The organism is Amycolatopsis sp. lyj-84 (genome assembly GCF_046549075.1).
Taxonomy (GTDB): Bacteria; Actinomycetota; Actinomycetes; order Mycobacteriales; family Pseudonocardiaceae; genus Amycolatopsis.
On sequence record NZ_JAJPWO010000005.1, the window covers coordinates 369104 to 381752 of the forward strand.

15 protein-coding genes are annotated in these 12649 nt (G+C 67.2%); 8 read left to right on the forward strand and 7 right to left on the reverse strand.

Annotation, left to right across the window (positions count from 1 at the left end):
• On the forward strand, positions 1 to 666 hold the full coding sequence (locus ACLJRM_RS18720; RefSeq protein ID WP_410663758.1) for a class I SAM-dependent DNA methyltransferase: 666 nt from the start codon (positions 1 to 3) through the stop codon (positions 664 to 666).
• On the opposite strand, the gene ACLJRM_RS18725 is transcribed toward ACLJRM_RS18720, so the two are convergent.
• Together ACLJRM_RS18725 and ACLJRM_RS18730 are read right to left on the reverse strand one after the other, a co-directional pair.
• Complete coding sequence (locus ACLJRM_RS18725; RefSeq protein ID WP_410663759.1) at positions 644 to 1483, reverse strand: class I SAM-dependent methyltransferase; 840 nt, start codon at positions 1481 to 1483, stop codon at positions 644 to 646. The genes ACLJRM_RS18720 and ACLJRM_RS18725 overlap by 23 nt on opposite strands.
• 88 nt (positions 1484 to 1571) lie before the next feature.
• Positions 1572 to 2093 (reverse strand): DUF4303 domain-containing protein, encoded by a 522-nt coding sequence (locus ACLJRM_RS18730; RefSeq protein WP_410663760.1) that lies wholly within the window; start codon positions 2091 to 2093, stop codon positions 1572 to 1574.
• A 645-nt stretch (positions 2094 to 2738) separates the two neighbouring features.
• Between ACLJRM_RS18730 and ACLJRM_RS18735 the strand changes: the two genes are divergently transcribed.
• Entirely contained in the window at positions 2739 to 3719 is a 981-nt protein-coding gene (locus ACLJRM_RS18735) for a tyrosine-type recombinase/integrase (RefSeq protein WP_101607838.1), read from the forward strand.
• A gap of 1 nt (position 3720) precedes the next feature.
• On the opposite strand, the gene ACLJRM_RS18740 is transcribed toward ACLJRM_RS18735, so the two are convergent.
• Entirely contained in the window at positions 3721 to 4104 is a 384-nt protein-coding gene (locus ACLJRM_RS18740; RefSeq protein ID WP_101607837.1) for a hypothetical protein, read from the reverse strand.
• 66 nt (positions 4105 to 4170) lie between these two features.
• Between ACLJRM_RS18740 and ACLJRM_RS18745 the strand changes: the two genes are divergently transcribed.
• Positions 4171 to 4950, forward strand: coding sequence for a glycerophosphodiester phosphodiesterase family protein (locus ACLJRM_RS18745; protein ID WP_101607836.1), 780 nt, complete (start codon positions 4171 to 4173; stop codon positions 4948 to 4950).
• 90 nt (positions 4951 to 5040) lie between these two features.
• Here ACLJRM_RS18745 and ACLJRM_RS18750 read toward each other — a convergent pair whose 3' ends face one another.
• Entirely contained in the window at positions 5041 to 5715 is a 675-nt protein-coding gene (locus tag ACLJRM_RS18750) for a transglycosylase family protein (protein WP_168214322.1), read from the reverse strand.
• Between the two features lie 270 nt (positions 5716 to 5985).
• On the opposite strand from ACLJRM_RS18750, the gene ACLJRM_RS18755 reads away from it, so the two are divergent.
• The 3 genes from ACLJRM_RS18755 to ACLJRM_RS18765 all read left to right on the forward strand — a co-directional run bounded on the left by ACLJRM_RS18755 (position 5986) and on the right by ACLJRM_RS18765 (position 8749).
• Positions 5986 to 7386 (forward strand): MFS transporter, encoded by a 1401-nt coding sequence (locus ACLJRM_RS18755; protein WP_101607834.1) that lies wholly within the window; start codon positions 5986 to 5988, stop codon positions 7384 to 7386.
• Positions 7387 to 7416: 30 nt separating this feature from the next.
• Positions 7417 to 8175 (forward strand): thymidine kinase, encoded by a 759-nt coding sequence (locus ACLJRM_RS18760; protein ID WP_410599042.1) that lies wholly within the window; start codon positions 7417 to 7419, stop codon positions 8173 to 8175.
• A gap of 226 nt (positions 8176 to 8401) precedes the next feature.
• Entirely contained in the window at positions 8402 to 8749 is a 348-nt protein-coding gene (locus ACLJRM_RS18765) for an RNA polymerase-binding protein RbpA (RefSeq protein WP_005151365.1), read from the forward strand.
• Positions 8750 to 8841: 92 nt separating this feature from the next.
• On the opposite strand, the gene dapA is transcribed toward ACLJRM_RS18765, so the two are convergent.
• Positions 8842 to 9741 (reverse strand): 4-hydroxy-tetrahydrodipicolinate synthase, encoded by a 900-nt coding sequence (dapA, locus tag ACLJRM_RS18770; RefSeq protein ID WP_410663761.1) that lies wholly within the window; start codon positions 9739 to 9741, stop codon positions 8842 to 8844.
• A 73-nt stretch (positions 9742 to 9814) separates the two neighbouring features.
• Between dapA and ACLJRM_RS18775 the strand changes: the two genes are divergently transcribed.
• Complete coding sequence (locus tag ACLJRM_RS18775) at positions 9815 to 10699, forward strand: LysR family transcriptional regulator (protein ID WP_410663762.1); 885 nt, start codon at positions 9815 to 9817, stop codon at positions 10697 to 10699.
• On the opposite strand, the gene ACLJRM_RS18780 is transcribed toward ACLJRM_RS18775, so the two are convergent.
• Positions 10696 to 11067, reverse strand: a complete 372-nt coding sequence (locus ACLJRM_RS18780) for a DUF4406 domain-containing protein (RefSeq protein ID WP_410663763.1) — start codon at positions 11065 to 11067, stop codon at positions 10696 to 10698. The genes ACLJRM_RS18775 and ACLJRM_RS18780 overlap by 4 nt on opposite strands.
• 51 nt (positions 11068 to 11118) lie before the next feature.
• Here ACLJRM_RS18780 and ACLJRM_RS18785 point away from each other — a divergent pair, with 51 nt between their 5' ends.
• Positions 11119 to 11883 (forward strand): DeoR/GlpR family DNA-binding transcription regulator, encoded by a 765-nt coding sequence (locus ACLJRM_RS18785; RefSeq protein ID WP_101607830.1) that lies wholly within the window; start codon positions 11119 to 11121, stop codon positions 11881 to 11883.
• Here ACLJRM_RS18785 and ACLJRM_RS18790 read toward each other — a convergent pair.
• Entirely contained in the window at positions 11870 to 12637 is a 768-nt protein-coding gene (locus tag ACLJRM_RS18790; RefSeq protein ID WP_101607829.1) for a polyprenol monophosphomannose synthase, read from the reverse strand. The genes ACLJRM_RS18785 and ACLJRM_RS18790 overlap by 14 nt on opposite strands.
• Between the last annotated feature and the right edge of the window lie 12 nt (positions 12638 to 12649).

Here is a 12649-nt window from a genome sequence, read left to right on the forward strand (position 1 = left end):
GTGACCGACTACCTCCAAGTGACCCGAACCGCCTACGACACGGTCGCGGCCGACTACGCCGAACTCCTCCGCGACCACCTCGCCGGCTCCACCTGGGATCGAGCCATGCTCGGCGCCTACGCGGAACTCGTCCAAGCCGCCGGCGGCGGCCGCGTCGCCGAAATCGGCTGCGGTCCCGGCCGCATCACCAACTATCTCCACGGCCTGGGGCTCGACATCCGCGGCGTCGACCTCTCGCCGGAGATGATCGCCGTCGCCCGGAAGTGGTACCCGCACCTGGACTTCGAGATCGGGGAGATGCCCGGTTTGTCCATTGAGGACGGAGCGCTGGCGGGCGTCGTCGCGTGGTACTCGATCATCCACACACCAAGGGAGCGGCTGCCGGAGATCTTCGCCGACTTCCACCGGATCCTCGCCCCAGGCGGACATCTGCTGGTGGCGTTCCAAGTCGGCGACGAAGTGCGCCACATCGAGCACGCCTACGGGCACGACATCTCCTGCGACGCGTACCGGCTGGCGCCGGAGAAGATCGCCGAACAACTGGGGGAGGCGGGGTTCGGCGTGCTTTCCCAGCTCGTCCGGGAGCCGTCCGAAGAATTCGAGAGCACCCCGCAGGCCTACCTGATCGTCCGCAAGCAGCGGCTCAAGGACGCCGGGCTTCGATGAGCCAGGCCGCCGAGCGATAGAAGACGCCTCGGTCGGTCTGGTGCCCGGCGAGGTCGGCACGCAAGGTCTCGACGGCCTTGGTGCGCGTGTTCTCGTCCAGGTCGCTCAGCCGTCCGCCGTGCTGCTCGACGATGAACTCCGCCGCGTCATCGACGTCCTGGCCGAAGTACATCGGCTTGTCCACCGCGGTCGACCGGACGTCGGTGTAGCCGGCGGAGCTCAGCAGCGCTTCGGTTTCGAGCGGATCGCTGAGCGGGAGATTCGAGGTCGGCACCTCACGGCCCGCGGCGAAGATCGTCCGGAAAGTGGTGATCCATTCGTTGAGCCGCAACGGTTGCCACGTCAACAGGACCAGACGGCCGCCAGGACGCGTCGCACGGGCCAGGTTGGCGAACGCGGCCAGGGGAGTACCGAAGAACATCGACCCGTGCCTGCTGACCACCACATCGAAGCCGCCTTCGGGGAACGGATGGATCTGAGCGTCCACCTGTTCGAACGAGACGTTGGGAACACGTTCCTGTTCGGCGAGCCGACGAGCGACGCCGAGCATCTCACTGGAGAGGTCCACGCCGAGCGCGGAACCGGCGCTGGCTTGGCCTGCGGCGTCCCGTGTCGTCTGACCGGCGCCGCAGCCGACATCGAGGACGTTGTCGGTCGACTGGATGCCGGCCGCAGAGAAGAAGATGTCGCGGTACGCGGCGACACCGTCGTTGAAGCGTTGTGCGCGCTTCGCCCAGAGTGCGCCGTCGTTGCCGTCCCAAGCCTGCAGCATCCGCTCGTTGGACGGATCGACGCGCACAGTGGTGTTCTCGGACATTTCGTCTAACCCCCAGGTTCGTTTCCGCGGATGACCATAGCGCGAGGCCATCACAGAACGCTCCTGACCGGCAGGGGAGCAGCGGTCTCTACGAGGTCCAGTAGGCCAGCCAAGCATCCAGCGCCGGCCCGGGCGGGTTGAGCCGACTAGCTCGGTCGACATTTTCCTCGTCGCCAGGAACGACCTCGACCAGGGCCAGCACGTCCGCCCGAGCCTCGCCGACACCGAACAGCCCTTCATCAGCCAGCCTGAGCAGCGCTGTCTCCATCGCACGCAGCCGAAGAGCGAACTCCGCGTCGGACGCGTCGTCATCGGCGATGTCGAACACCGCCGGCCTGGCGGCGAACAGTTCGCGGACGGGCTCCAGATACTGCTCACCCTGGATCGAAAACGGCGAATCGGCGTAGGAGTAGCGGACGTCGTCAGCATCCGATCGCTGTGCCAGCGCCTCGCGTGACCACGCCGACAGCGCAGGACCGAACGCCTCGCCGGGCGTGGTCAGCGTGACGTAGTAGAAGGTGTGGCCAGGGTTGCCGCGGAACAGATCCGAGACAGCGGCACGAGCGGCCGTGGTCAACGCGTCCGCGAGGTCCGCTTCGGTCGGGATCACCAGGGCATCGAACCACACGTCTGTGTGGCCAACGCGGGCTCGATCAGGCCGAGTGAGTCAGGGGGCCGGTTGGGGCCACCTAATCAACCTTACTTGACATAATGTACATTATCGGCACTTTGGACGACCTGGATAACAAGGCCTGAGAGGGGTCTCTGGCGTGAGCTGAAGGGGCCTTTCGTCGCATGTCACGCGGGGAAAGCTCCCTTCGTCGCGTGACATGCGGGCATGGGCCCCTTCAGCCCTCCCTGAACCCGACCACCCCTTGGTCTCCTGAAGCGGTCAGGGCACCCCCGGCAACCCAAAACGGATGACCGATCACCCAAGCTCATTACGTCACTGTGACGAATCAATCCAGGCGTCTCGGCCGTTGATGATCAACGGAGGTGTTCAGCGGCAGCTCGTCTGACTAACTCGCCTGACCAGCCTGCTCACCTCAGGCCTGCGGCCTCCCAGGTGACCCAAGCGTCATGAAAGGGTCATTCGGGACGAAAAGCGTCAGGAGAGACTCTTTCATGACACCCTGAGGGCCAACGAGCGGACCAGGATCCCCCGCGAGGGGTTTCCGGACCCGTCACTCCGTTTCATGCATAATCACTATTATGCATGAAACGGAATATAACCCAGTGTAAGATTGTCGGTGCCATGCGGTACAAGGTTCTCATGAGGGTCTCCGAGGCACAGCAAGCCTTTTTCGCCGCACGTCGTCCCCGTAAGGATTCTCCTCACACCACCGACGCCTACCGCCGCGACCTCGCCGGCATCACCGAGCTGCTGCTCCGCGAGTCCAACCGCTCCCCTGACGACCTCACCGTCGAGATGCTCACCGCCCAGGCACTCCGGAACGCCTTCGGTGCCTTCGCGGACACGCACGCCAAGAGCTCGGTCCTGCGCGCGTGGTCGACCTGGAACCAGTTCCTCACCTTCTGTGTGTCCGACGGTCTGCTCGCGGGCAACCCGATGGGCGCGGTCGCCCGGCCGAAGGCGCCGCCGTTGACGCCGAAACCGTTGCGGGGCGAGGAAACCCCGGAGCAGTTGCTCGCGGCCGCCGCCGATGGTTCCCGCCGGACGCGGGATCCGTGGCCGGAGCGGGACGTCCTGGTGATCGCGCTCGGCCTGGTCGCCGGACTGCGTGCCGCGGAGATGCGAGCCCTGACCACGCGGTCGCTGGTCGGTCGTCAGGGTGAGATGCGGCTGCACGTTCACGGCAAGGGAAGCCGCGACCGGTCGATCCCGGTCCAGCCGATCATGGAGAAGATCATCGAGGAGTACCTGGCCTCCTGCCGCCGTCGCTTCGCGCAGCAGCGGTTCGGGCCCTCCACTCCCCTCCTCCGGGATCGTGCGGGCGAGCCGATCGGCCGCGGCGCGCTGGAGTACCTGGTCAAATCCTGCTACCGGTGGGCGGGGCTGCACGACCGTGTGCCGGTCGGGGCGAACCTCCACGCGTTGCGGCACACGTTCGCGACGCGGCTGGCCGAGGACGGTGCGACGGCGTCGGAGATCATGGCGCTGCTGGGGCACGCGAGCTTGGCGACCAGTCAGAACTACATCGAGGCGACGGGGCGGGAGCAACGGGCGGCGGCGGCGAGCAACCGGACGTATCGGGCGCTGGACGGGATCTTGTAGGTCAGCGGAGCTGTTCGAGGTCCTTGGCCGCCTGGGCGATTTCGTCGGCGAGGCCGCGAAGTTCGGCCAAGGACGCTCCGTCGTCGGCCGCGGTGACGATGTCTTCGGCGGCGCAGCGGAGTTGGAAGAGCCTGTCCTGCAGGGCGGCGATCTCGGTGTCTGAGAGGACGACGGCGTCCTCGGGGAGGCCGCTGCGCTGGAGGGCGGTCCGGCGTTCGTAGGCCCGCTGGCGGCAGGATTGCCCACAGTAACGGCGGCGCCTGCCGACGTTGCCGCCCTGTTCGAGTCGCCTGCCGCACCATCCGCAGTGTTTGGGTGCCCCCGCGCGACGTAACTCGGACACCTCTTCGGCGGACGTCTTCGGGTGCTCGGCCACTTCCCTCACGGGTCAGACCCTAGCTGGCCATCGGACGCTCATGCCGGGGCCACGACCGAAGTGCACACTAGTGGGGTGTCGACACTGTTTCCGTACCTCGCCGATCCGCTCCCGCGTGCCTTCGCCCATCGGGGCTGGCATCTCGGTGACCTGGAAGGGCTGGAGAACTCGCTCCCCGCCTTCCGGCAGGCGGTGACGGAGGGTTATCGCTATCTCGAGACGGACGTGCACGCGACGTCGGATGGCGTGGTGGTCGTGCATCACGACGCGTCGTTGGACCGGACGACCGATGGTGCGGGGTTGATCTCCCGGCAGACGTGGGCGCAGCTGCGGAACGTCAAGATCGGGGGCCGGGTGCCGTTGTCGCGGCTGGAGGAGGTCCTCGAGGAGTTGCCGGAGGCGCGGTTCAACATCGATGTGAAGTCGAACGAGGCCGTCGCGCCTTTCGTGCGGACGATCGAGCGGACCGGGGCGCACGACCGGGTCGCGGCGGCGTCGTTCTCCGACGCGCGGCTGGCCCGGATCCGGAAGCTGGCGGGGCCGAAGCTGGTGACGGCGATGGGACCGCGTTCGGTGGCGGTGATGTGGGCGAACGGGTTTCTGCCGCTGATCTCGCTGCGGGCGTTGTCGCGGGGTGCGATGGCGCAGGTGCCGGTGCGGCAGGGGCGGTTGAAGGTGGTGGACCGGTCGTTCCTGCGGCTGGCGGCGCGGGCGGGTTTCGAGGTGCACACATGGACGGTGGACGACCCGGCGGAGATGCGGTCGCTGCTGGATCTGGGGGTGCACGGGATCGTGACGGACCGGCCGGATCTGCTGCGTGAGGTTCTTCAGGAGCGGGGCGCTTGGCCTTCGTGACTCGCCTGCCGCTCCCCTCGCGCGCTATGAAAGGCCCGTTACTTGCAAAATTTGCAAGTAACGGGCCTTTCATAGCATTGGGCGGAGGGGTTACCGCGGTGGTTTGCCGCTCCACGCCGCGTCCCAGGTCTTGGGTCCGAGGCGGCCTGAGTCGTTGATGCCGTTGGCTCGCTGGAGGGCGAGGACGGCTTCGCGGGTCTTCTCGTAGTAGCAGCCGGTTCCGGTGAAGCCGTAGCCGTAGGCGTTCATCCGCAGTTGGAACAGCTTGAGCGGTGCCGCGCAGTCGCCGTAGGCGTAGACGACGCCGGGCCAGGCCGGTTTGGGGCCGCCGGGTGGTGCGGGCGGAGTGGGCTTCGGCTTGGGCGGGGGCGGCGGGGCGGGTTGTCCTCCCCCGCCGATGTAGGCGGAGTCGTCGTAGGACGGGACGCGTTTGCTGCGGCCGTCGCCGTCGTTGCGGAAGCCGAGTTTGCCGGCGCATTCCCAGGGTTGCCAGCCGCGCATGCGGTAGAGGTAGAGGGCCCGGTAGTCCTGTTCGCGGGGGCTGGCCTGGTCGGGTCGTCCCTGGCCGCCGACGCTGCGCCAGGTGGGCAGGTCGAACTGGTAGGCGCCGTAGTAGCCGTTGCCGGTGTTGATGTTGTAGCGCCCGCTCGATTCACACATGCGGAGCTTGGCCCAGTGGGAGCCGTGGGGATCCGCGGCGGCGGATCCGGTGGTGGCGATCTGCAGGCCCGTCACGGCGAGGGCGAGCAGGAGCGTTCTCGCCACTACGCGGTGTGCTGTGCGAAGGCGATGGGTCCTCATGAGCGGAACAGTAAATACCGGACACTTGCTTCACAAGAGTCACAACACAACCACCAGCCTCACACGAAACACACGTCGACCGTGGCAGCGACACGCCGACGATGGTCGGGAAGGTGGCCGGACCGTGTTCGTCTCGCGTCGAAACGAACACGGTCCGGACTCGTGCCGGACAGGGGGCCGCGATCACCAGTAGTCTCCCGCTGACCTCGACGTTCTCGACTTCAGGAGCAGTACATGACGGTGGCCGTGACCCGTGAACGCAAGCGGGTATGGCGGGCTTGGTACCTCTACGACTGGGCCAATTCGCCGTTCTATTCGTCGGTCATCACGGTGTTCGGAGCGCTCTATTTGAGCGATATCGCGTCCTCGGATGCCAAGGCGAATTTCACCCTTAACGGGGACAGGCCGTGCACCGATTCGAGTGGTGCTTCGAGCACTCTTCAAAGCTGTGACGTGTCGTTGTTCGGGCTGCATTTCCCGGCGGGGTCGCTGTGGGGGTATCTGCTGTCCATCGCGACGGTGACGCAGGTGCTGGTGTTGCCGATCGCCGGCGCGATCGCGGACCGGAGCAGGCACAAGCGGCGGATCCTCGGCGGGTTCGCGTTCCTGGGCGCGGTGGCGTCGGCGCTGATGTTCTTCATCGCGGGGACGAACTGGCAGGTCGGCGTCTGGACGTTCATCCTCGCCAACATCGGGTACGGCGGTGCGCTGGTCGTCTACTACTCGTTCCTGGTGGACATCGCGGAGCCGGACGAGCGGGACTCGGTGTCGTCGAGGGGGTGGGCGTTCGGGTATCTCGGTGGCGGCCTGGCGCTGGCGTTGCAGCTTGGGTTCTTCATGGGGCATGAGGCGTTCGGGGTGAGCGAGCATCTCGCGATCCGGATCTGTTTCCTGACGTCGGGGATCTGGTGGGCGGTGTTCACGCTTCCGGCGGTGCGGGCACTCCCCCAGACTCATGTGCCGAAGTCGGCCGAGCGTGGCCTGTCGGTGCTGACGGCGGGGTTCAAGGAGCTGAAGCGGACGATCAAGGACGCGAGGGCCTATCCCCTGACGCTGGCGTTCCTCGGGAGCTACCTGGTCTTCACCGACGGGATCACGACGGTGGTGGCGGTGTCGGCGCAGTACGGCAAGGACGAGTTGAAGTACAGCACCACGGTGCTGATCGTGACGATCCTGGTGATCCAGTTCCTCGCGTACGCGGGGGCGATGATCCACGGTGCGATCGCGGCCCGGATCGGGGCGAAGAAGACGATCTTGGGCAGCCTGGTGGCCTGGACGGTCGTGTTGTGCTTCGCGTTCTTCATCCAGGCTGGGCAGCCGTTGCAGTTCTACGCGGTGGCGGTCGGGATCGGGCTGGTGCTCGGCGGAACGAACGCGCTGTCGCGATCGTTGTTCGGGCAGATGATCCCCGAGGGGAAGGACGCGCAGTACTTCTCGCTCTACGTGGTCGGTGAGCGGGGGACGTCGTGGCTCGGTCCCCTGTTGTTCGCCGCGGTCGGGCAGATCACCGGTTCGTTCCGGTACGCGATCATCGCGCTGGTGATCTTCTTCGTGCTCGGTTTCGTGTTCGTGTGGCTGGTCCCGGTGCGGCGGGCGATCGAGGCGGCGGGTAACCGACCACCGGCGGTGCTGTGAGCCGGGAGCGTGCCGATAGGGTCGGGCGTCGTGACCGTACTGAAGGAAAGTGGCCCGGACCCCACGGACGCGTTGTCGTCGGTGCCGGTGGCGGGTTCACGGCGGGGTGTGCCGGTCGTCGGGAAGTTGAAGTTCTGTTACGGGCCGATGGACTGCGGGAAGTCGACGCTGGCGTTGCAGATCGACCACAACCACGCGCGGCAGGGTCGTCGCGGGATGGTGCTGGTGCGGCACGATCGCTCCGGTGAGCCGCAGATCACCAGCCGGATCGGGCTGACGCGCAAGGCGACCGAGGTCGGGAACGAGACCGATCTGCGGTTGCTGGTGCGTGAGCAGTGGGCGGCGGGACGGCACGTGGACTACTTGATCGTCGACGAAGCTCAGTTTTTGTCACCTGTTCAGGTGGATCAGCTGGCTGAACTGGCCGATGACGTCCAAATCGACGTGTACTGCTTCGGTATCGCGACAGACTTCCGGAGCATGTTGTTCCCGGGTGCGGCGCGGTTGTTCGAATTGGCGGACGAGCTGCAGCCGGTTCAGGTCGAGGTGTTGTGCTGGTGCGGGCAGACGGGACGGTTCAACGCGAGGGTGTCCGACGGTGAGGTGCTGAGAGCCGGGGACACCGTTGTGGTGGCGGATACCGAGCAACCGCTAGTTGAAACTTCATTGACATCACGTTCTGAGGGTGAATTGAACACTGTCCGTTATCAGGTATTGTGCCGTCGGCACTTTCGACTGGGCGACCTGGGGCCTACCTCGGCCCAACACGGTCAGTTACGGTTGACATGACAGGCGTACTACTAGCCCATCTGGGGGATATCCGCACCAAGATGGCCGTATTGACGTCACGCCAGAGCGCGAAACCACTCCTACTAGGAGAAGCTGTTGCCACCGGGTGACACAGCTCATCGTGAGCAAGGACATGGTGTCCAGGGAATCCTCTGGCCCTCCCCGTCGTTGCATAGGGTGAGCATCACCCTGGCTCCACCCGGAGCTGACTGAAAGGACCCCCATCATGGCCGACCGTGTTCTCCGTGGAAGCCGGCTGGGAGCGGTCAGCTACGAGACCGACCGCAACCACGATCTCGCTCCTCGGCGCACCGTGCGCTACGCCTGCCCCAAGAACCACGAGTTCGAGGTGCCCTTCTCCGACGACGCCGAGATCCCCTCGGTGTGGGAGTGCAGGCTGCACGGCAGCGAGTCCGAGATCGTGGACGGCGGACAGCCGGAGCAGAAGAAGGTCAAGCCCCCGAGGACGCACTGGGACATGCTCCTGGAGCGCCGCTCGATTCCGGAGCTCGAAGATCTGCTCAACGAACGTCTCGCCGAGCTGAAGGGACGCAGGACCACCCGGTCCGCCTGACGCAACGGCCAAGTAGCTAGCCCCACCACGAACACAGCGAAGCCCCCGCGACCTCCCTCCGCGGGGGCTTCGCCATGTCTTGGGGAAGCGAGTCAGGCCGGGACCAGCCCGGCGACCAGAGGCGCCAGAGCTTCGGTCAGCCGCCGCAGGTGGTCGGGCGGCGATTCGAGCAGCGGCAACCGGACCGTCGCGTGCGGGATGATGCCGAGTTCGGCCAGCGCCGCCTTCGCCATGATCGCCCCCTGTGAGGTGCGCATGATCGCCTCGGTCAAGGGGTGCAGTGCCGCGTTGAGTACCCGCGCGGTGTCGAGGTCTCCCCCGCGTACCGCGCTGATGAGCTGGGCGTTGCGGTCGGCGAAGGCGTTGCCGACGACGCTGACCAGACCGGTGGCACCGGCGGCGAGGTAGGGCAGGTTGAGTTCGTCGATACCGCAGTAGTAGGCCAGCGGGGAGCCCGCCATGACGGACATCGCCTCGAACAGGTCTCCCTTGGCGTCCTTCACGGCCCGGATCCTGGGGTGACGGGCGAGTTCGAGCAGGGTGGCCGCTTCCATGGCCGTTCCGGTACGGGCGGGGACGTCGTAGAGCATCACGGGAAGTTCGGTCGCGTCGGCCACCGCCAGGCAGTGCGCCACGATCCCGGCTTGCGTCGGCTTGGAGTAATAAGGACAGACGAGCAGGAGCGCGTCCGCCCCGGCCGCTTGAGCTTCGTGGGCCCGCCGGATGCAGGCGGTGGTGTCGTAGGTGCCGACGCCGGCGACCACGCGGGCCCGGTTTCCGGTTCGTGCCGCCACGGTGCGGACGAGCAAGGCGGCTTCGGTATCGGTGAGGGTGGGTGACTCGCCGGTGGTTCCGCCGACGACGATGCCGTCACATCCGGTGGTCAGGAGATGGTCGACCAGGCGGGCGAGGCCGGGTTCGTTGAGTGCGCCGCCGGGTTCCATCGGGGTGACCATGGCGACGAGGTTGGAGCCGAAGAGCGATTCGGTCATGTACTCGATCCTGTCGGCGCCGATACCTGCGGTCCAGCGATGCTTTTTGGTCGATATTGCGTAGCCTTGCTTCATGATCGAGGTCGGGGCTTTACGGGCGTTGCGGTCGGTGGCCGCACTCGGGACGCTCGCGCGGGCAGCGGACGAGCTGGGGTTCACGGCCTCCGCGGTGTCGCAGCAGCTCAAACGGCTGGAGCGGCAGATCGGGACGCCCGTACTCGCTCCGGCGGGTCGGGGAGTCGTACTCACGCCGGCGGGGCAGGCCGTCGTCGACTCTTCGCTGGAGGTGTTCCAGGCACTCGAACGTTGTGCCGAGGCCGCCCAGTCGGTCGCGGAGGGCGCGCCCCGCGGTGTCCTGCGCGTGGCCGCGTTCTCGACCGCCATCCGCGGGCTGCTCGCGCCTGTCCATCCGTGCCTGCTGACGAACTACCCCGATCTGCGCCTGCACATCAGCGAGCAGGACCCCGGCCAGGCCTTGCACAGCGTCGACGCCGGAACCGCCGACCTCGCGCTCCTTCATGACGCCGACGGTTTGCCCGTCCCGCTGTCGCCCGCGCTGTCCCGGCGCCTGGTGCACACCGACCTCGGCGACGTCGTGATGGCCGAGTCCCATCCGCTGGCGCGAGCCGAGCAGCCTCTCGAAGGTACGGACTTGGCCGGGTACGCGTGGGTGACCAGCCCGCCCGGCACGGTCTGTCATCAGTGGTTCCGTCGCCTGTTCGCCGGTCTGCCCGAGGAGCCCGACGTGCGGCATCTGGTGGACGATTTCTCCACGCAGCTGTCGCTGGTCGCCTCGGGTGAGGTCCTGGCGCTGATCCCGCGACTGGCGCGGCCGCCGCTGGCCGAAGGGCTGGTCGCCCGTCCGCTGCGGCGCCCGCCGACGCGTGAGGTGCACGCGGCGTGGCGCCGCAGCGCCGAGGCGAGCCCGGCGATCCAGGCGGTGCTGGCGGAGCTCTAGGCGCGGTACCCGGGGATGTCCTCGATGCGGTGGTACACCGCCAGGCCGCGGGACAGTGCGATCGCGACGTCCTGGTCGGCGCCGGTGGACTCCCCCGGCAGGCGCAGGACGGCGTCGCAGTGGTGCAGCAGCCGGTCGGCCGTGGGGTACATGACCTCCTTGGCGACCGGGTCGGCCACGGTCGTCCCGCCCGCGCCGCGCAGCACCGGGAGCGCGACCCACTCGCCGATCATCGGCACGTGCCCGCTGCGGAAGATCGGCCAGGCGGCCTCTTCGAGCCGGGCGAGGTTGCGGGCGAGCAGTTCGGGGTCGTCGCCGGTGCCGGAGCGGTACGGGCCGGCGATGAGGATCATCAGAGGTTTGGTCATGAGCCGGAGCATAATGTGCAACAATCGGCATGAACAAGGAGGATCGTGCAAATGCTGGCTGCGCAACGTCGAGACCTACTGCTCGAACGACTGAAGACCGAAGGCCGGATCGTGGCCAAGGATCTCGCCGCCGAACTCGGCATATCCGAGGACAGTATTCGCCGTGACCTGCGAGAACTCGCGGAGGCTGGGCTGTGTCAGCGGGTGTACGGCGGAGCCTTGCCGGTTTCCCCCGCCACCGCGGACTACGCGACGCGGATGGCGGTCAGCATCGCGGGCAAGGAGCGCATCGCGAAACGTGCAGCAGCGTTGATCCGGCTGGGGTCGACCGTCATCCTCGACGGCGGGACGACCGCGCTCGCGCTCGCGAAGGCGCTCCCCGTCGATCTCGAAGCGACGATCGTCACCCACAGCCCCACGGTCGCGGCCGCGCTCGTCACCCATCCGAAGGTCGAGGTCTTCCTGATCGGCGGACGGCTCTTCAAGCACTCCGCCGTCACCTGTGGCGCGGCCGCGGCGGAGGCGGCCGACGGGATCAACGCCGATCTGTTCTTCCTCGGCGTCACCGGCGTGCACCCCGAGACCGGGCTCACCACCGGGGACTCCGACGAGGCCGCGATGAAACGCACGCTCGCCAAACGCGCCGCCGACACCTACGTGCTGGCCAGCTCGGAGAAGATCGGCGCGGCCTCGCCGTTCACCGTGCTCCCCCTGTCCGACGTCGCGGGCGTGATCACCGACGCGGCGCCGGACGAACCGACGGTGAAGGAACTGGGGAAGCTCGGCGTGAGCGTGCTGGGGGTCAGCCCTTCTTGACCAGCCCGCGAAGCTGCTGCCAGCGACGCTTGATCCCCCACATGCCGACCATGACGATCGCCTCGCGCACGACCGAACCGCTCATCTTCGACTGACCGATCTCACGTTCGGTGAAGGTGATCGGCACCTCGACCACCTCGAACCCGGCGAGCTTCGTCCGGAACGCCAGGTCGATCTGGAAGCAGTAGCCGCGCGAGGCGATCTCGTCGAGCGCGAGCTTCTCCAGCACCGAACGACGGTACGCGCGGAAACCGGCGGTGATGTCGTTGATCTTCATGCCGAGCGCGACCTTCGCGTAGAAGTTCGCCACCCAGGACAGCGCCTTGCGCTGGAACGGCCAGTTCACCGTGCTGCCGCCGGGAACGTAGCGGGAGCCGATGGACAGGTCCGCGTCCTCGAGCGCCGCCAGCACCCGGGGCAGATCCTCCGGCGCGTGCGAGCCGTCGGCGTCCATCTCGACGATGGTGGCGTAGTCACGGGCGAGACCCCAGCGGAACCCCGCGACGTACGCGGCGCCCAGGCCGGCCTTCTCGGTCCGGTGCATGACCTGGATCCGCTCGTCGGCCTTCGCGAGCTCGTCGGCGATGTCGCCGGTCCCGTCCGGGCTGCCGTCGTCGACGACGAGGGCGTTCACGTCCGGGAGTGCCTTGAGCAGGCGTTCCAGGATCGGCCCGATGTTGTCCCGTTCGTTGTACGTCGGGACCACCACCAGCACCGGCTCGATTCCCTGGTCCCCCCGTGGCGCCTGCGCCATCCGCTTTTCCTC